The organism is Nocardioides sp. zg-1230 (assembly GCF_013155335.1).
Taxonomy (GTDB): domain Bacteria; phylum Actinomycetota; class Actinomycetes; order Propionibacteriales; family Nocardioidaceae; genus Nocardioides.
In genome coordinates, this window is sequence record NZ_JABJQZ010000001.1 from 1,183,227 (window position 1) to 1,200,789 (window position 17,563).

The 17,563-nt window shown below is 71.9% G+C and carries 17 protein-coding genes and 1 tRNA gene; 10 read left to right on the forward strand and 8 right to left on the reverse strand.

What is annotated here, in order from left to right:
* The first annotated feature begins 33 nt into the window (after positions 1–33).
* From HOO61_RS05790 to HOO61_RS05815, 6 genes are all read left to right on the forward strand, one after another.
* Positions 34–2,208 carry a DNA polymerase III subunit gamma and tau gene (locus HOO61_RS05790; RefSeq protein ID WP_172257663.1) on the forward strand — a complete coding sequence of 725 codons (2,175 nt, stop codon included), beginning with the start codon at positions 34–36 and terminating at the stop codon, positions 2,206–2,208.
* A 48-nt stretch (positions 2,209–2,256) separates the two neighbouring features.
* Entirely contained in the window at positions 2,257–2,634 is a 378-nt protein-coding gene (locus HOO61_RS05795; RefSeq protein WP_172257664.1) for a YbaB/EbfC family nucleoid-associated protein, read from the forward strand.
* A gap of 10 nt (positions 2,635–2,644) precedes the next feature.
* Positions 2,645–3,241: a recombination mediator RecR gene (gene recR / locus HOO61_RS05800; RefSeq protein ID WP_172257665.1), complete on the forward strand. Its 597-nt coding sequence runs from the start codon at positions 2,645–2,647 to the stop codon at positions 3,239–3,241.
* Positions 3,238–3,816, forward strand: coding sequence for a DUF5063 domain-containing protein (locus tag HOO61_RS05805; RefSeq protein ID WP_172257666.1), 579 nt, complete (start codon positions 3,238–3,240; stop codon positions 3,814–3,816). Before recR ends, HOO61_RS05805 begins: the two co-directional genes overlap by 4 nt.
* 89 nt (positions 3,817–3,905) lie before the next feature.
* Positions 3,906–5,204 (forward strand): aspartate kinase, encoded by a 1,299-nt coding sequence (locus HOO61_RS05810; RefSeq protein WP_172257667.1) that lies wholly within the window; start codon positions 3,906–3,908, stop codon positions 5,202–5,204.
* Position 5,205: 1 nt separating this feature from the next.
* Positions 5,206–6,246, forward strand: coding sequence for an aspartate-semialdehyde dehydrogenase (locus tag HOO61_RS05815; protein ID WP_172257668.1), 1,041 nt, complete (start codon positions 5,206–5,208; stop codon positions 6,244–6,246).
* A 112-nt stretch (positions 6,247–6,358) separates the two neighbouring features.
* Here HOO61_RS05815 and HOO61_RS05820 read toward each other — a convergent pair whose 3' ends face one another.
* Positions 6,359–6,910, reverse strand: a complete 552-nt coding sequence (locus HOO61_RS05820) for a hypothetical protein (protein ID WP_172257669.1) — start codon at positions 6,908–6,910, stop codon at positions 6,359–6,361.
* Positions 6,911–7,061: 151 nt separating this feature from the next.
* On the opposite strand from HOO61_RS05820, the gene HOO61_RS05825 reads away from it, so the two are divergent.
* The gene (locus HOO61_RS05825) at positions 7,062–7,763 is read left to right on the forward strand and encodes an LppX_LprAFG lipoprotein (protein WP_172257670.1); all 702 of its coding nucleotides are present in this window, start codon (positions 7,062–7,064) and stop codon (positions 7,761–7,763) included.
* Positions 7,760–9,535, forward strand: coding sequence for an MFS transporter (locus HOO61_RS05830; RefSeq protein ID WP_172257671.1), 1,776 nt, complete (start codon positions 7,760–7,762; stop codon positions 9,533–9,535). The genes HOO61_RS05825 and HOO61_RS05830 overlap by 4 nt, the downstream gene beginning before the upstream one ends.
* A gap of 73 nt (positions 9,536–9,608) precedes the next feature.
* Here the strand turns inward: HOO61_RS05830 and HOO61_RS05835 are convergent.
* The 4 genes from HOO61_RS05835 to HOO61_RS05850 all read right to left on the reverse strand — a co-directional run bounded on the left by HOO61_RS05835 (position 9,609) and on the right by HOO61_RS05850 (position 11,980).
* Positions 9,609–9,682 (reverse strand) — tRNA-Pro (locus HOO61_RS05835).
* Positions 9,683–9,781: 99 nt separating this feature from the next.
* Positions 9,782–10,300: a dihydrofolate reductase family protein gene (locus tag HOO61_RS05840; protein WP_253941973.1), complete on the reverse strand. Its 519-nt coding sequence runs from the start codon at positions 10,298–10,300 to the stop codon at positions 9,782–9,784.
* Positions 10,301–10,426: 126 nt separating this feature from the next.
* On the reverse strand, positions 10,427–10,987 hold the full coding sequence (locus tag HOO61_RS05845) for a dihydrofolate reductase family protein (RefSeq protein WP_172257672.1): 561 nt from the start codon (positions 10,985–10,987) through the stop codon (positions 10,427–10,429).
* 66 nt (positions 10,988–11,053) lie between these two features.
* The gene (locus tag HOO61_RS05850) at positions 11,054–11,980 is read right to left on the reverse strand and encodes a metallophosphoesterase (protein WP_172257673.1); all 927 of its coding nucleotides are present in this window, start codon (positions 11,978–11,980) and stop codon (positions 11,054–11,056) included.
* 26 nt (positions 11,981–12,006) lie between these two features.
* Between HOO61_RS05850 and HOO61_RS05855 the strand changes: the two genes are divergently transcribed.
* Positions 12,007–12,465 carry a GatB/YqeY domain-containing protein gene (locus HOO61_RS05855; protein ID WP_172257674.1) on the forward strand — a complete coding sequence of 153 codons (459 nt, stop codon included), beginning with the start codon at positions 12,007–12,009 and terminating at the stop codon, positions 12,463–12,465.
* Positions 12,466–12,483: 18 nt separating this feature from the next.
* Here HOO61_RS05855 and HOO61_RS05860 read toward each other — a convergent pair whose 3' ends face one another.
* Entirely contained in the window at positions 12,484–14,865 is a 2,382-nt protein-coding gene (locus tag HOO61_RS05860; protein WP_172257675.1) for a transglycosylase domain-containing protein, read from the reverse strand.
* A gap of 196 nt (positions 14,866–15,061) precedes the next feature.
* Between HOO61_RS05860 and HOO61_RS05865 the strand changes: the two genes are divergently transcribed.
* Positions 15,062–15,349: a WhiB family transcriptional regulator gene (locus tag HOO61_RS05865; RefSeq protein WP_172257676.1), complete on the forward strand. Its 288-nt coding sequence runs from the start codon at positions 15,062–15,064 to the stop codon at positions 15,347–15,349.
* 3 nt (positions 15,350–15,352) lie between these two features.
* Here the strand turns inward: HOO61_RS05865 and HOO61_RS05870 are convergent, their stop codons facing one another.
* Both HOO61_RS05870 and HOO61_RS05875 read right to left on the reverse strand, forming a co-directional pair.
* Positions 15,353–16,486 (reverse strand): ArsA family ATPase, encoded by a 1,134-nt coding sequence (locus HOO61_RS05870; protein ID WP_367650040.1) that lies wholly within the window; start codon positions 16,484–16,486, stop codon positions 15,353–15,355.
* Positions 16,487–16,509: 23 nt separating this feature from the next.
* Complete coding sequence (locus HOO61_RS05875; protein ID WP_367650041.1) at positions 16,510–17,535, reverse strand: ArsA-related P-loop ATPase; 1,026 nt, start codon at positions 17,533–17,535, stop codon at positions 16,510–16,512.
* Positions 17,536–17,563 lie beyond the last annotated feature (28 nt).

Below are 17,563 nucleotides of genomic sequence, written 5' to 3' on the forward strand. Positions count from 1 at the left end.
GCACTGTGGGTGGGCACGGTTAGGGTTCAGGACGTGGAGTCACCGCTCGCGCTCTATCGCCGCTACCGGCCCGAGACCTTCCAGGAGGTCATCGGGCAGGACCACGTGACGGAGCCGCTGCGAGCCGCGCTGGCGGCCAACCGGGTCAACCACGCCTACCTCTTCTCCGGTCCGCGCGGCTGCGGCAAGACGACCTCGGCGCGCATCCTGGCCCGCGCGCTCAACTGCGCGCAGGCGCCGATCTCCGACCCGTGCGGCGAGTGCGACAGCTGTCGTGACCTCGCGCGCGGCGGACCGGGCTCGATCGACGTCATCGAGATCGACGCGGCCTCCCACGGAGGCGTCGACGACGCCCGCGACCTGCGGGAGAAGGCGTTCTTCGCGCCGGTGCGCGACCGCTACAAGGTCTACATCATCGACGAGGCCCACATGGTCACCACGCAGGGCTTCAACGCCCTGCTCAAGCTCGTCGAGGAGCCGCCGCCACACCTGCGGTTCATCTTCGCCACCACCGAGCCCGACAAGGTGCTGCCGACCATCCGCTCGCGCACCCACCACTACCCCTTCCGGTTGATCCCGCCGCGCCTGCTGAGCGACTACCTCTCCCAGCTCGCCGGCGAGGAGGGCGTGGCGATCGAGTCGGCGGCGCTGCCGCTCGTCGTACGCGCCGGGGCGGGGTCGGCGCGCGACACCCTGTCGGTGCTCGACCAGCTCCTCGGCGGGGCCGGACCGGCCGGGGTCACCCACAAGCTCGCGACCGACCTGCTCGGCTTCACCCCCGACTCGCTCCTCGACGAGGTGGTCGAGGCGTTCGCCACCCGCGACGGGGCGACGGTGTTCTCGGTGGTCGACAAGGTCGTCGAGACGGGGCAGGACCCGCGCCGCTTCACCGAGGACCTGCTGCGGCGGCTGCGCGACCTCGTGATCGTCACCGCCGTGCCCGACGCGCCCGCGACCGGGCTGATCGACGTCTCGGAGGACGCCGGCGAGCGCCTCGTGGCACAGGCCGCGCGCTTCGGCGCGATCGAGCTCAGCCGGGCCGCCGACATCGTGGCCGCCGGCCTCACCGAGATGCGCGGCGCCACGGCCCCCCGCCTGCTGCTCGAGCTGCTGTGCGCGCGGGTCCTGCTGCCGGGCGCCGACCACACGGCCGACGGCGTGATGGCCCGCCTCGAGCGGCTCGAGCGCCGCATGGACGTCACCGGCACACCGGCCCCCACCGCGGGTCCGGCGACCGGCGCCCCGGCGTCGCGGCCGGCCGCCCCCGCAGCTGCTCCGGCAGCGGCTCCCGCTCCCACGGCGCCGACGGAGGCCGCGGCCGCTGCGCCCCGGGTCGCCGCCCAGCCCCCGCGCGACGACCCGGCCCCGCCGCCGCCGATGCCCCCAGCAGCCGCGCCGTCGCGCGATGACGGCCCGCCTCCGCCCCCGCCGATGCCGGGCGCGGCTCCCCAGGAGTCCTCGCCGCAGGCACCCGCGGTGGTCGCCGAGCCGGCAGCGGCACCGGCCGCCGCCGCAGGGCCCGAGACCCCGGTCGCCGAGCAGCCGGCCGGTCCACGGGGCGGCCTCAGCCTCGTCGACGTACGTCGCCTGTGGCCCGACATCCTCGAGCAGACCAAGAACCGCCGCCGCCTCGCGTGGATGGTGCTGTCCCAGCACGCCCACGTGGTCGACGTGGACGGCGTACGCCTGACGGTCGGCTTCGCCAACGCCGGCGCGCGCGACTCCTTCGTCAACGGCGGCTGCGACGAGATCCTGCGGCAGGCCGCGATCGACGTCGTCGGGATGGACTGGCGCGTCGAGTCGATCGTCGACCCGTCCGGAGCCGCCGCGCAGGCACCGGTCGTGCATCAGGCAGCCACCGACCCCACCGCGACGCCCGGCCCCGCGCCCGCCGCCGGTGGTTCCGCCGGTCCTCCCGGCGGTGCGCCGCAGGAGGCCCCCGACGGCCCGCCCGACTGGGTCACCGGCGACGCCGCCGCCACGCCCGCGGCTCCTCCGGCCGCCCCGCCGGTCTCGGCCGCACCCGCCCGCGAGGCGCTCGAGGCGGCCCGCGCCGGCGGACCGGCGGTGCCGGACGCGCCGGTGCGCTCGGCCGACGACGACGTCGACCCCGACGACCCCGACGCCGACTCCGCGGCCGTCGACACCGAGTCGCTGCTCAGCCAGACGCTCGGCGCCAAGCTGATCGAAGAGATCAGGAACGACTGACCCGATGACCACCTCCACCTCCACCCCACACCCGCAGCGGGAGACCCGATGACCCAGAACCCCTTCGACGCCCTCGGTGGCGGCGGCTTCGACATGAACGCCCTCCTCCAGCAGGCGCAGCAGATGCAGCAGCAGCTCGAGGAGGCGCAGGCCAACCTCGCCCAGCAGACCGTCGAGGGCACCGTCGCGGGCGGCGCCGTGACGGTGACCGCCAACGGCGTCGGCGAGCTGGTCGGCGTGGTCATCCGCTCGGGCGAGTTCGACGGCAGCGACCCCGACGACCTGTCCGACCTCTCCGACCTCATCGTCGCCGCCTACCGCGACGCGCGCGCGAAGTCCGAGGCGCTGGCCGGCGACCAGCTCGGCCCGCTGACCGACGGCCTCGGCGGGGGCGGCGGCATGCCCGGCCTCCCCGGGCTCGGCTGAGGGGACCTCGTTGTACGAGGGTGTCGTCCAGGACCTGATCGACGAGCTCGGCCGGCTGCCGGGCGTCGGTCCCAAGAGCGCGCAGCGCATCGCCTTCCACCTGCTGCAGGCCGAGCCCACCGACGTACGCCGCCTCGCCGACGTGCTGATCGAGGTCAAGGCGCGGGTGAAGTTCTGCTCGACGTGCTTCAACGTCAGCGAGGACGAGCGGTGCCGGATCTGCCGCGACGAGCGCCGCGACCCGAGCGTGCTGTGCGTCGTGGAGGAGTACAAGGACGTCGTCGCGATCGAGCGCACCCGCGAGTTCCGCGGCCGCTACCACGTGCTCGGCGGGGCGATCTCGCCGATCGACGGCATCGGTCCCGACCAGCTCCACGTCAAGGAGCTCATGCCGCGTCTGGCCGACGGCACGGTCACCGAGGTCATCCTCGCCACCGACCCCAACCTCGAGGGCGAGGCCACCGCGACCTATCTCACGCGCCTGCTCCTGCCGATGGGGTTGCGCGTCACCCGCTTGGCGAGTGGACTGCCGGTGGGCGGTGACCTCGAGTACGCCGACGAGGTCACGCTCGGCCGAGCATTCGCCGGAAGGAGATCAGCCGAATGACGACCGACGAGAGGGTGTTCGGCGAGCAGATCGCCGACTCCGTGGAGAGCTTCCTGCTCGCCCTGCGTGCCATCGCCCGTGAGGGCAACGGGGCGCAGGCCGTCTCGCTGCTGCTCCTCGAGATCAGCCAGGTCCTGCTGACCGGTGCCCGGATGGGCGCGCAGCACGACTTCACCCCGCGCGAGGAGTACCAGCCCGACGTCGGCCCGGAGGCCGACATCGACGACCTGCGGCTGCGGCTGGCGGAGATGCTCGAGGGCGTCGACGCCTACACCTTCGTCTTCGACCCCTACGTCCCCGAGGTGGTGGAGAGCCGGCTCTCCGACGACCTCGCCTCGATCGCCATCGACCTGGAGAACGGCCTGCGCCACTTCCGGGCCGGCAACGTCGACGAGGCGCTGTGGTGGTGGCAGTTCTCCTACGTCAACAACTGGGGCAACCTCGCCGGCGCCGCGCTCAACGCCCTGCTGACCGTCGTGGCGCACGACCGGTTCGACACCGACTTCGAGGCCGATGCCGACGCCGTGGCGGTCGCGGATGAGATGCTCGGGAGCGCCCCCACCGCCCAGCCGTAGAATCGGCGGTGGCCTGGCGGCAACGGCGCCGCGGGCACGCCAGAGCACCGCGGCCCATGGCGGCCGCACACCGATCCCGAGGACCAACCGTGGGCATTGTCGTGCAGAAGTACGGCGGCTCCTCGCTCGCCGACGCCGACGCCATCAAGCGCGTCGCGCGGCGCATCGTGGACGTCAAGAAGTCCGGTCACGACGTCGTCGTCGCCGTGTCCGCCATGGGCGACACGACCGACGACCTCTACGACCTGGCCAACGGCGTCTCGCCGCTGCCGCCGGCGCGCGAGATGGACATGCTGCTCACGGCCGGTGAGCGGATCTCGATGGCGCTGGTCGCCATGGCCATCAGCGACCTGGGCTACACCGCACGGTCCTTCACCGGCTCCCAGGCCGGCGTCATCACCGACTCGGTGCACGGCAAGGCCAAGATCATCGACATCACGCCGGGGCGCATCACCCAGGCCATCGGTGAGGGCCACATCGTCATCGTCGCCGGCTTCCAGGGCGTCTCGGCCGACACCAAGGAGATCACCACGCTCGGCCGGGGCGGCACCGACACCACCGCGGTGGCGCTCGCCGCGGCGCTCGAGGCCGACGTGTGCGAGATCTACACCGACGTCGACGGCGTCTTCACCGCCGACCCGCGCATCGTGCCGAGCGCTCGCAAGCTGGGCAAGGTCTCCTACGAGGAGATGCTCGAGCTCGCCGCCTGCGGCGCGAAGATCCTGCACCTGCGGTGCGTGGAGTACGGCCGCCGCTACGGCATCCCGATCCACGTCCGTTCGTCGTTCAGCCAGCTCGAAGGCACCTGGGTGGTCAGCGACCCCCAGGCCCACCCCAGCCTCAGCGGACCCACCGAGGAAGACACCATGGAACAGCCCATCATCGCCGGCGTGGCCCACGACCGGAGCGAGGCCAAGATCACCGTCGTCGGCGTGCCCGACAAGGTGGGCGAGGCCGCGCGCATCTTCGAGGCCCTGGCCGACGCGCAGATCAACCTGGACATGATCGTGCAGAACGTCTCGGCCGCCGCGACGAGCCTCACCGACATCTCCTTCACGCTGCCGCGCACCGACGGCCAGGTCGCGATGACCGCGCTGGCGCGCATCCAGGCCGAGGTGGGCTACGACAAGCTGCTCTACGACGACAAGATCGGCAAGGTCTCGCTGATCGGTGCCGGCATGCGGTCCCACCCCGGCATCACCTCGAAGTTCTTCGCCGCGCTCGCCTCGGCGGGGGTCAACATCGGGATGATCTCCACCTCCGAGATCCGCATCTCGGTCGTCGTGGACGAGAACGCCGTCGACGACGCCGTACGCGCCACGCACACGGCGTTCGACCTCGACGCCGACGAGGTCGAGGCCGTGGTCTACGGCGGGACGGGGCGCTGACATGGTGAACATCGGCATTGTCGGTGCTACCGGGCAGGTCGGCGTTGCGATGCGCCAGATCCTGCTCGAGCGCTCTTTCCCCGCCGACCAGGTCCGCTTCTTCGCCTCCTCGCGCTCGGCCGGCACGGTGCTGCCGTTCGGTGACCGCGAGGTCACCGTCGAGGACGCCGAGACGGCCGACCCGACCGGGCTCGACATCGCGCTCTTCTCCGCCGGCGCCACGACCTCGCGGGCGCTCGTGCCCCGCTTCGTCGAGGCCGGCGTGATCGTCGTCGACAACTCCTCGGCGTTCCGCAAGGACCCCGACATCCCGTTGGTCGTCTCGGAGGTCAACCCCGACGCGATGGCCGGTGTCGTCGAGGCCGGGCGCGGCGTGATCGCCAACCCCAACTGCACGACGATGGCCGCGATGCCGGTGCTCAAGCCGCTGCACGACGAGGCCGGTCTGACCCGCCTCATCGTGTCGTCCTACCAGGCCGTCTCCGGGTCGGGCGTCGCCGGCGTCGACGAGCTCGCCAACGCGGTGGCCGCTGCGGGCGACAAGGCGCGCGAGCTCGCCTACGACGGGTCCGCGATCGCCTTCCCCGACCCGGTGAAGTACGTCGAGCCCATCGCGTACAACGTGCTGCCGATGGCCGGCTCGGTCGTCGACGACGGCCTCAACGAGACCGACGAGGAGCAGAAGCTCCGCAACGAGTCGCGCAAGATCCTCGGCCTGCCCGACCTGCTGGTCTCCGGCCTCTGCGTGCGCGTCCCCGTCTTCACCGGCCACTCGCTGGCGATCAACGCGGAGTTCGAGCGGCCGATGACTCCCGCCCGCGCCCGCGAGATCCTGGCCTCCGCCGCCGGTGTGGAGCTCGACGACGTGCCGACCCCGCTCAAGGCGGCCGGCAAGGACCCGTCCTACGTCGGCCGGCTGCGGCAGGACCCGGGAGTCCCCGACGACCGCGGTCTCGCGCTCTTCATCAGCAACGACAACCTGCGCAAGGGCGCCGCCCTCAACACGGTGCAGATCGCGGAGCTCATCGCCGCTGCTCGCTGAACATGTCGGCCCGTGCAAAGGCCGACAAGATCAGCGATCCCCGGTCATCCGGTGATTCCTGAAGAAGTCAGCCCGTGCACGGCCTGACACCTTCGGGTAGTGGCTGTCGGCGTCAGCGGACGTCGTACGACGAGCGGGTGTCGCGCGGCTGCTCCTCGCCGACGGTCGTGGTGACCCACCACGAGGCGGCGTACGCGATCACCGACGCGAGGGGTACGGCGACGAGCGCGAACCACTCGTCGAGCGAGCCGATCACGAAGACCAGCACCAGCACGGCCAGGATGCCGACGGCGAGGACGCTGGTTGAGCCGGCGTGCGGCACGCCGAGGAGGCGCAGCAGGAGGCTGCCAGCCCACGCCAGCGCCGCGACCACGACCACGAGGATCAGCAGCCCGGGCCCGCCGCCGCACGCCGACGTGCCGCGTACGGCCTCGCACCCGACGCCGGCCAGCCAGGCCAGCGCCACGGCGAGCCCGCCGACCACGACGCCGGTGACGGCCGCTGCGGGGAGCCCGCTCACCGACACGGTCGGGAGGTGCCGCCGGCTGCGTCCCGGAGTCGACTGGGGCGTCGCCTCAGGCACGTCGGGTGCGTCCCTCCTGCGCCGCAGCGACAGGGAGGGCATCTCGAGCGAGGGGCCGTCGTCGGGGGCGTCGTCTGCCATGGGAGGCACAGTGCCACAGGACAGGAGCCCGACGGGGCCTCCCGCACCTCCGGGCTCGCCGCGCCGGTCGCCGGGCGACAGTCCGAAGGACCCTCCTCGGAGGACGTTGTCCCCTGTCCGCCCATCGGCGGCGGCCGTAGGCTCCGACACCATGGAGCGGGTACGCCGCGGCGCTGCGTCGCTGGCCGCCCTGGCGGCACTGACGACGACGCTTGCGGCGTGCTCCGACGGCGGCAGCCAGGAGCCGGAGGAGAGTCCCGAGGACGTGCTCGCCTCGGCCAAGGAAGCGCTCGACGAGACCAGCGGCGTGACCCTGTCGCTGACCACCCAGGAGCTCCCGGAGGGCGTCGACGGCGTCTTGGAGGCGACGGGTGTCGCCACCCGCGCGCCAGCCTTCGACGGCGACCTCGTCGTCCTCGTGAACGGGCTGGAGGTGGACGTGCCAGTGGTCTCGGTCGACTCCACGGTCTGGGCCCGGCTGCCGTTCACGAGCTCGTTCAGCAAGGTCGACCCCGCGGACTACGGCGCCCCGGACCCGGCCCGGCTCATGGACCCGGACAGCGGCCTGTCGTCCTGGCTCACCGCCGCGACCGATGTCGAGGAGGGCGAGCGGGTCCGCGACGGCGAGGTCGTGCTGAGCTCGTACACCGGGACGCTACCCGGCCGCGTGGTCGATGCGTCGATCCCGAGCGCCGACGAGGGGGCCACGTTCCCCGCGACGTTCCGGATCGACGAGGACGGCCGGCTCCGAGCCGTGGACGTCTCCGGCCCGTTCTACGGCCAGGAGGGCACGGTCGACTACACGGTCAGCGTGGACGACTACGGGACCGACCAGGACATCAGCCGCCCGTGACCGGGTCCGACGCACCGGAGCACGAGGTCGACCGGCGCGGGCGGGTGCTGCTCGGTCTGGCCGCGGTCGCCGTGGGGTTCGCCGCGGCGGACAACTACGTCGTGGTGCTCGCCCTGCCCGACATGATGGGATCGGCGGGGTTGTCGGCGGAGGACCTGCAGCGGGCCGCGCCGATCATCTCCGGCTTCCTGCTCGGGTACGTCGCGATGCTGCCGCTGATCGGGCGCATCGCCGACGTCCGCGGCCGGTTGCCGGTGCTCGTCGGCTCGCTCGTGGTCTTCGCGCTCGGCTCGCTGGTGACGGCCACGGCCTACGACCTCACCAGCGTGGTGGCCGGCCGCCTCCTCCAAGGAGTCGGCGCCGGCGGCCTGCTGCCCCCGACCCTCGCGCTGGTGGCCGACCTGTACCCGCCCCGTCGTCGGGGCGTGCCGCTCGGCGTGGTCGGCGCCGTGCAGGAGCTCGGGAACGTCGTGGGGCCGGTGTACGGCGCCGTGGTGCTCGCGTTCGGGAGCTGGCGCACCATCTTCTGGATCAACCTGGCCGTAGGCCTGGTCCTGGCCGCCGCCCTCCGGCAACGAGCCGCCGGAACGACCCTCGAGCCCGTCGAACCTCGGCGGGTCGACGTGCCCGGCCTGGTCCTGGCCGCCGCGGCCCTCGGCTGTCTCGTGCTGGTGATGGTCCAGCCCCCACGGCTGCTGTCGGACGTCACGGCCGGGCTCGCCTTCCTCCCGGTGGTCGGGGACAGCCGGTGGCTCTCGCCCCTCGCGCTGGTGTGCTTCGCGCTGTCCCTGCTGCTGGTGCTCCGCTGCCTGACGGCCCGCGAGCCGCTGGTCGACGTCCGCTCCTGGCGAGGCACCCTGACCGAGGTCGACCTTCCGGGTGCGTTCCTGCTCTCGGCGGTGCTCGCGACGATCATCCTGGCCTTCGCCACCGCCGACCCGGAGGTCCAGGTGCTCTCGCCGGCCGGCCCGTGGCTGCTGGTGGTGGGCGCGGCGGCGGCCGTGCTCTTCTGGCTTCGCAACCGCTCCGTCCCTCACCCGCTGGTGCCGCCTCGCGCGGTGACCGCGACGCCGGCGTGGGGGGCGCTGGTGGTCAGCTTCTTCATCGGTGCGGCGGTGATCGCCGCCTTGGTGGACATCCCGATCTTCGCCCGCATCACGGTCCACAACGACTCGCAGCTGATGGCCGCGCTGGTGCTCCTGCGGTTCCTCGTCGGACTGCCGGTGGGCGCGTTCCTGGGCGGGTGGCTGACCCACCGGACGAGCGCCGGGGTGGTGACCGCCCTCGGGATGGCGGACTCCGCGGCCGGGTTCGGGTGGATGTCGCAGTGGCAGTTCGAGGCGCTGGAGAGCCCGGTGGCGACGGCGCCCCTGGTCGCCGCCGGCCTGGGCATCGGCCTGGCGATGGCTCCGGTGAACGCCGCGCTGCTGTCGGCCACCGACCCCGGGGTCCACGGCCTGGCCAGCGCGCTGCTCATCGTGGCGCGCACGGTCGGCAAGCTGGTCGGTATCAGCGTGCTGACCACGATCGGGCTGCGACGCTACTTCGCCACGCAGGCCGACCTGCCCGAGCCCATGGAGGTCTGCGGGGCCGGGGACAGCCGGTGCGCCGAGTTCAGCCGGATCCTGCAGGACGCCGGGCTCGTCCAGCTGCAGACCATCTTCCTGGGCGCCGCCGCATGCTGCGTCGCGGCCGGGCTGATCGCGCTGGTGGTGTTCCGCGACGCCGACACCCGCGAGGCGCCGACGTCCCCCGTCGGGTCCGGGACCTGACCCACCCGGAAATGAGCAACGGACCCACGTTTCCGTAGGTCCGTTGTCGCTGATGTCCTGAGACATCTCACGGTCGGGCTGACAGGATTTGAACCTGCGGCCTCCTCGTCCCGAACGAGGCGCGCTACCAAGCTGCGCCACAGCCCGCCGCCCTGACCGAGAGAACTCGTCAGGGCAACGTCGGCGAGCATACCGGAGCGGTCAGGGGCTCTGGAAATCGCCCCGGGCCGGAGGGTCGGGGGCGGCTCAGGAGGCGTGCCTGCGGGTGAGGGTGAGGTGGGTGACGCCGCTGGGCGAGGACACCGACTCGACGTCGAAGCTGTCCTCGAGCGCCTCGAGGCCGTCCCAGAGACGGGTGCCCCGCCCGAGCACGATGGGCACCACGACGAGGTGCAGGTGGTCGACCAGGCCTGCGGCGACGAAGTCGCGGACCACCGTCGCGCCGCCGCCCAGGCGCACGTCGAGGTCACCCGCCGCCTCCCGCGCGACCGCGAGAGCCTCGGTGGGGGAGGCGTCGAGGAAGTGGAAGGTCGTCCCGCCCGCCATCTCGAGCGGAGGCCGCGGGCGGTGCGTCAGGACGTACGTCGGCGTGTGGAAGGGCGGCTCCTCGCCCCACCAGCCCCGCCAGTCGGGGTCGTCCTGCCACCCGGGTGGACCGAACTTGTTGGCGCCCATGATCTCGGCGCCGAACCCGGCGTCGTGGCGTGCGGCGAACGCGTTGTCGACGCCGACACCGCCGCCGGTCCTCCAGTGGTCCGTGGCCATCATCCACTGGTGGAGCTTCTGCCCGGCGTGGCCGAAGGGCGCTGAGGGACTGCGGCTCGCCGGAGCCGAAGCCGTCGAGGGAGATCGAGAAGTTGTGGACCCGGACGAGTGGCACGGGGGGCTCCTTCAGTCGAGAGGTGGGTGGTCGATCACGGTGGGCACGTAGTCGAGCAGCTGCAGCCGACCGTCGAAGGTGCGGCTCTCGACCAGCTCGAGCCGCACGTCGGGGTAGCCGTCGAACATCCGGTCCCGACCCGTCGCGCCGTTGATCACCGGGAAGACGACCAGGCGCAGCCGGTCGACCAGGCCCGCCACGAGCAACGACCGGCCGAGGCTCAGGCTGCCCAGCGTCCGGAGGGGCAGGGGTCCGTGCTCCTTCAAGGCCCGGACGGCCTCAGCCGCATCCGTCGCCACCAGCTCGCTGTTCGCCCAGTCGAGCGGGGCGGTGAGGCTGGCGGAGAAGACGACCTTCGACATCTCGCCCAGCGCCGCGATCGCCTCGGGCTCCTCGTCGGCCATCCCGGACATCAGGCGGTAGGTGGTGGCGCCCATCAGGACGGTGTGCTCCGGCTGCTCACCCAGCCAGGCGAAGTACTCCGGGCCGCCCATGCCCCACAACCCCGGCCAGCCGTCGGCAGCGGTCCACCCGTCGAGCGACACGATGACGTCGATCATGAGCTCCTGCACGATGCCCCCTCCGTGCCCCACAGACCACCACAACTTCGGTGGCGGCGGAAGGGCGGACCGGCGGCCTCAGCGCGGGCTGGGTTCGAGCGTCAGCAGGGTCGCCTCGGGGCGGCAGGCCACCCGGAAGCGGACGTAGGGGTTGGTGCCGAGCCCGGCCGACACGTGGAGCCACGACGAGCCCTCGTCCCCGGGAGCGGAGTCGGCGGGGTGGCGGTGCAGGCCGCGGGCGCGGGCGGGCTCGAGGTCGCAGTTGGTCGTGAGCGCCCGGCCGCCCGGCAGGCACACCTGGCCGCCGTGGGTGTGGCCGGCGATGACGGCGTCGTAGCCGTCGGCCGCGAACTGGTCGAGCACGCGGAGGTACGGCGCGTGGGCCACGGCCAGGCGCAGGTCGGCCGCGGGGTCGGCCGGCCCGGCGACCCGCTCGAGGTCGTCGTAGGCGAGGTGGGGGTCGTCGACGCCCGCGAACGCGATCGTGGTGTCGCGCACGGTCAGCGACCCGAAGCCGTTGGTGAGGTCGAGCCAGCCGGCGGCGTCGAAGCGCTTCTTGAGGTCGGGCCACGGGAGCTGGGGGGTCGAGGTGTTGCGCTTGCCCGTGTCGGGGAGCAGGTAGAGCAGCGGGTTGCGCATGCCCGGTGCGTAGTAGTCGTTGGACCCGAGGACGTAGGCGCCCGGGACGTCGAGCAGTCCGCCGAGGGCGTCGGCGACGACCGGCACGGCGCGCATGTGGGCGAGGTTGTCGCCGGTGTCGATGACCAGGTCGGGCTCGAGGGCGGAGAGCCCGCGCAGCCACTCCTGCTTGGCCCGCTGGTCGGGCGCCATGTGGATGTCACTGAGGTGGAGCACCTTCAGCGGTGCGTGGTCGGCAGGGAGCACGGGCATGGTGACGTGCCGCAGCGTGTACTGCCGGGCCTCCCATGCGGCGTACGACGCCAGGCCCACGCCCGCGAGCGTCCCGAGCCCGAGCGTGCGGCGTACGACGGGGAGGAGAGGCATTCGCCAAGGCTGCCACAATGGTCCTCATGAGTGCTCTGAAGGACCGTCTCCGCGCCGACCTGACCACCGCCATGAAGGCGCGTGACGAGCTGCGCTCCTCGACCATCCGGATGGTGCTGACCGCGATCACCAACGCCGAGGTCGCCGGCAAGGAGGCGCGCGAGCTCTCCGACGACGACATCATCGGCGTGCTCTCGACCGAGGCCAAGCGCCGCCGCGAGGCGGCCGTGGCGTTCGAGGAGGGCGGTCGCACGGAGATGGCGGCCAAGGAGGCGGCCGAGGGCGAGGTCATCGCCGAGTACCTTCCCGCCCAGCTGGGCGAGGCGGAGATCGGCGAGCTCGTCCGTGCCGCGATCGAGCAGACGGGCGCTGCCGGCGAGGGCATGCGCGCGATGGGCAAGGTGATGGGCGTCGTGACGCCCCAGGTCAAGGGCCGTGCCGACGGCGGCGCCGTGGCGGCCGAGGTGCGCAAGCAGCTCGGCTGACGGGCACCGAGGGCCCGGTCAGCCCCGCCCGCCGCCGTTGCCGCGGCCCCGACCACCGCCGTTGCCGTTGCCGTTGCCGTTGCTGTCGGTGGACGGCGGGGGAGGCACGTAGCCCGTCGAGGTGTAGAGCGTGACGGTGTCGCCGCTGCTCAGCTGGGCGCCGCCCTCGGGCGAGCTGTAGGCGACGAGGCCGGCACCGGTCTCGGAGTTGACCTGCCCGCCGTCGGCGACGGTGAACCCGGCGCCTTCGAGGGCGGCTGTGGCCGCCTCGACGCTCTGGCCCGCGACGTCGGGCACCGTGCTGAGGACGCCGGCGATCTCGTCGCCGGGGGGAGTCTGGAAGTCCTCGTAGGGGAGCTTGGGCGAGGCGGCCGCCATGGCTTCGCCCCAGATGGGGCCGGCGACGGTCGAGCCGAAGGCCTCGTAGATCGTGCTGCCGCCGACGACCTGGCCGTTGAGGCTGACCCACTCGCCGAACTGGTTGGCGCCGGCGACCATCGCGGCCGTCGAGAGCGTCGGGGTGTAGCCGGCGAACCACACCGACATGTTGTTCTGGTTGGTGCCGGTCTTGCCGGCCGAGGGCTTGTCGATGGCGAGCGACGAGCCGAAGCCGCCGGGCTCCATGACGCCGCGCAGGATGTCATTGACCGCGTCGGCGGTCGCACCCGGCATCACCTGCTCGCAGTCGGGGGCGAAGTCCTTGAGCACCTGCCCGGAGGAGTCGAGCACCTGCGTGACGGGGCGCGGCTCGCAGTGCAGGCCGCGGGCCGCGAAGGTGGCGTAGGCTTGGGCGATCTCCAGCGGGTTGCTGTCGGAGACGCCGAGGATCCACGACGGCACCTTCTGCGCCAGCGGCACCTTGACGCCCATCTCCTTGGCCAGCTCGAGCGGCTTGCACATGCCGGTCTGGGTCTCGAGCTGGGCGAAGAACGTGTTCACCGACTGCTGGGTGCCGGAGTAGAGGTCGAACGTGCCGGAGCCGGTGGAGTTGGACACGTTCCACCCCTCTCCGTCGCCGCGGTAAGGACCGTCGCAGTTCTCGAACGCCTCGTCCGGGATGGTCATCTCCTGCGGCGAGTTGATCGTCGTGCTCAGCGGGATGCCCTGGTTGATCGCCTCGGCGAGGACGAACACCTTGAAGGTCGAGCCGGCCTGGAAGCCGTTGGCGTCGCCGTACTTCTTGGGCACGACGTAGTTGAGGTAGGTCTCGCCGCCCTGCTTGTCCTTGCCCATCGGCCGGGACTGCGAGATCGCTCGTACGTCGCCGGTGCCGGGCTCGACCATCGCGAGCCCGCCGATGGCCTGGTCGGTCTGGAACACGTGGCTGGAGACCGCGTCGTCGGCGCCCTTCTGCATGTCGAGGTCGATCGTGGTGTTGATCGTCAGGCCGCCGTTGTTGAGGGTGCGGCGACGCTCCTTGGGCGTGTCGCCGAGCACCGGGTCCTTGAGCAGCCAGTTGACGACGTAGTCGCAGAAGAACGGCGCGCGCGACTGCTGGCAGCCGTTGGGCGACGTCTTGATCTTCAGCGTCTCCTCGATCGGCGTGGCCTTGAGCCGCTCGGCCTTCTTCTCGGTCAGGATGCCGAGCTGTGCCATGCGGTCCAGGACGACGTTGCGGCGGCTCTGGGCCCGCTCGGGGTTGTCGACCGGGTCGTAGCCCACCGGGTTCTTCACCAGGCCCGCGAGCGTGGCCGCCTCGAGGAGGTTGAGGTCCTTGGCGTTCTTGGAGAAGAAGTGGACCGCGGCCGACTGGACGCCGAAGGCGCCGTCGCCGAAGTAGGCGATGTTGAGGTAGCGCTCGAGGATCCAGTCCTTGGTGTGGTTCTTCTCGAACGCGATCGCGTAGCGCAGCTCGCGGATCTTGCGTGCGTAGGTCTCCTCGGTCGCGGCCTTGCGCTCCTCGTCGGTCTCCGCCTGGTAGAGCAGCGTCTGCTTGACCATCTGCTGGGTGATCGACGAGCCACCCTGCACTGACCCGCCGTTGGCCTGGTTGGTGATGAAGGCGCGGAGCGTGCCCTTGAGGTCGAGGGCGCCGTGGTCGTAGAAGCGGTAGTCCTCGATCGCGACGATTGCCTTCACCATCGGCCGCGAGATCGAGCCGAGCGGCACGTTGATGCGGTTCTGGTCGTAGAGGGAGGCGATGAGGTTGCCGTTGACGTCGTAGATCCGGGTCTTCTGCGACAGGTCCTTGGCCTCGAGGGACTCGGGGAGGTTGACCATGCCCTTGCTGACGTCCTTGGCCGCGACGCCGACCAGGCCCGCGAACGGGATGGCGAGGCAGGCGACGAGGACACCCATGACGACCGCGACGGCCGCCATGACCGCGAGGTGGGACGCGACACGACCGGCGTCAGGACGGCCCTGGGGGCGCCCAGAGGTGGAGGACGAGCGTGAGGACATGCGCACCAGAGTACGGGGCGGACGCCTACCACCCGGAATTCCAACCGCGCAGCCGGATAGTCACATCGGGCTATACGAATTGAGCCACACGGTCCCTGTCTGGACCGGGGGTGATTCGTTTACTTTTCATTCTGAGTCAGGGATGGCCGCTATGGGGGCGGCCGACCGGCTCGACAATCACCGTGGGGTTTGACTTATGTGGGTCGAGGACTGGGCAGCACGCGCCGCATGCAAGGGCGACACTCCGGACGCGCTGTTCGTGCGTGGCGCGGAGCAGAACAAGGCCAAGCAGGTCTGCGCGGGGTGCCCCGTGAGGACCGAGTGCCTGGCCGAGGCACTCGACAACCAGATCGAGTGGGGCGTCTGGGGCGGCATGACCGAGCGTGAGCGCCGTGCGCTGCTCCGCCGCCGGCCCGGCTCGTCGTGGCGCACCATCCTCGAGACGGCCCGCACCAAGGTCGAGACGCCCTCCGTCTCCGTCTGACCTTCAGCGCTGCTGCGCCAGGCTCTCGCCGATCGCGCGCAGGCCGTCGAGGTCGTGGACGTCGCTCGCCATCGCCGGCACGACCGCCGTCGGGACCCTAGGGTGGGCCGCCGCGAAGCGGTCGCGCAGGTGCTTCTCGCGCTCGATGATGCGGACCCGGTCGGCGTGCAGCCGCAGCAGCCCCGCGGTCAGTGACGAGGAGTCGCCCGACTGCAGCCGGTCGGCGGCCGTGATCGCCGCCTCGGCCGACAGCTCGGTTCGAGCCGAGGGGCTGGCCCGGTTGACGACCAGGCCGGCCAGCGGCATGTCGTCGTCGGTGAGCCGGTCGACGAAGTACGCCGCCTCGCGCAGCGCGTCGGGCTCCGGCGCGGCGATCACGAGGAAGGCCGTGCCGTCGGCCTGGAGCAGCGCGAAGGTCGTGTCCGCCCGCTGCCGGAAGCCGCCGAAGAGGGTGTCGAAGGCCGCGATGAAGGTCTGCATGTCGCGCAGCACCTGCGCCCCCAGCACCTTGGTCAGGGCGTTGGTGACCACCGAGAAGCCGGCCGTCATCAGCCGGGCCGGCCCGCGCGCCGGGGCCAGCAGGAGTCGGATGAAGCGCCCGTCGAGGAAGCTCGACAGCCGCTCCGGGGCGTCGAGGAAGTCGAGCGCGGAGCGCGAGGGCGGGGTGTCGACCACGATCAGGTCGTGGCTGCCGTCGGCCAGCGCCTGCCGGTGCAGCTGACCCAGCTTCTCCATCGCCATGTACTCCTGGGTGCCGGCGAACGAGCTCGACAGAGCGATGTAGAACGGGTTCTCCAGGATCTGCTTCGCCTTCTCCGGGCTGGCCTGCGACTCGACCACCTCGTCGAAGGTGCGCTTCATGTCGAGCATCATCGCGTCGAGCGACCCGCCCGCCTGGGCGTCCACCGACGGCACCGGGCGCGGCGTGTTGTCGAGCTGCTCGATGCCCATCGCCTGCGCGAGGCGGCGGGCCGGGTCGATCGTCAGCACGACCACCTTGCGACCCCGCTCGGCGGCACGCAGCGCGAGGGCCGCCGACGTCGTCGTCTTGCCGACGCCTCCGGCGCCGCAGCACACGATGATCTCGGTGGTCCGGTCGTCGAGCAGCGCGTCGACGTCGAGTGCTGGCGCGGGCACATCTCCAGGCGCTGGGGTGGGTTTCATGCCATCCCCTGGCGGCGGAGCAGCTGGGCGAGCTCGACGAGCGCGCCCTGGTCGATCCCGCCAGCGAGGCGCGGGAGCTCGTAGGTCGGCACGCCCTCGGCCGCGACGAGCTCGCGCTGTTCGTCCTCGAGGTGCCGGCGTACGGCGTGGTCGCGCGCCTCGGCGACGAGGGACTCCACGAGCGCGGCGTCGACGTCGATCCGGGCGCGGGTCAGGTCGGAGGTGACCGCGGTCGGGTCGACGGTGTCGCCGCGCACCTGCGCGAGGGCGCTCGGGCTGAGGGCCTGCGGGCGCACCAGGTTGACCACGACACCGCCGACGGGCAGGCCGGCCGCGCGGAGCTCGGCGATGCCGTCAGAGGTCTCCTGCACGGGCATCTCCTCGAGGATCGTGACCAGGTGCACGGCCGTGCGCGGTGAGCGCAGCAGCTCCATCACCTTGTCGGCCTGGGCCTTGACGGGTCCCACCTTGGCGAGCCCGGCCAGCTCGGAGTTGACGCCGAGGAACTGGCAGATGCGACCCGTGGGCGGCGCGTCGAGCACCACGGCGTCGTACATGATCTGGTCCCTGTGCCGTCCGCCGCGGGGCCGCTGCACGGCCTCGTAGACCTTGCCGGTCAGGAGCACGTCGCGCACGCCGGGAGCGATGGTGGTGGCGAAGTCGATGACCCCGAAGCGGTCGAGCGCCTTCCCTGCGCGACCGAGCTTGTAGTACATCGCGAGGTACTCGAGCAGCGCCGACTCGGGATCGATGTGGAGCGCATGGACCTGACCGGCGCGGCCGTCCTCGTCGGGAGCGCCCTTGGCGATGCGGCGCTCCTCGTAGGGCAGCGGATCGATGTCGAACATCCGCGCGATCCCCTGGCGGCCCTCGACCTCGCAGAGGAGCACGTTGCGTCCCGAGGTCGCCAGCGCGAGGGCGAGCGCAGCCGCGACAGTGGACTTCCCGGTCCCGCCCTTGCCGGTGATGACGTGGAGACGCACCTTCGGCCAGTCGACGGGTCGGTCGGCGCTGGCGGTCACGAGCCGAGGATAGCCAGCCCGGTCAGAC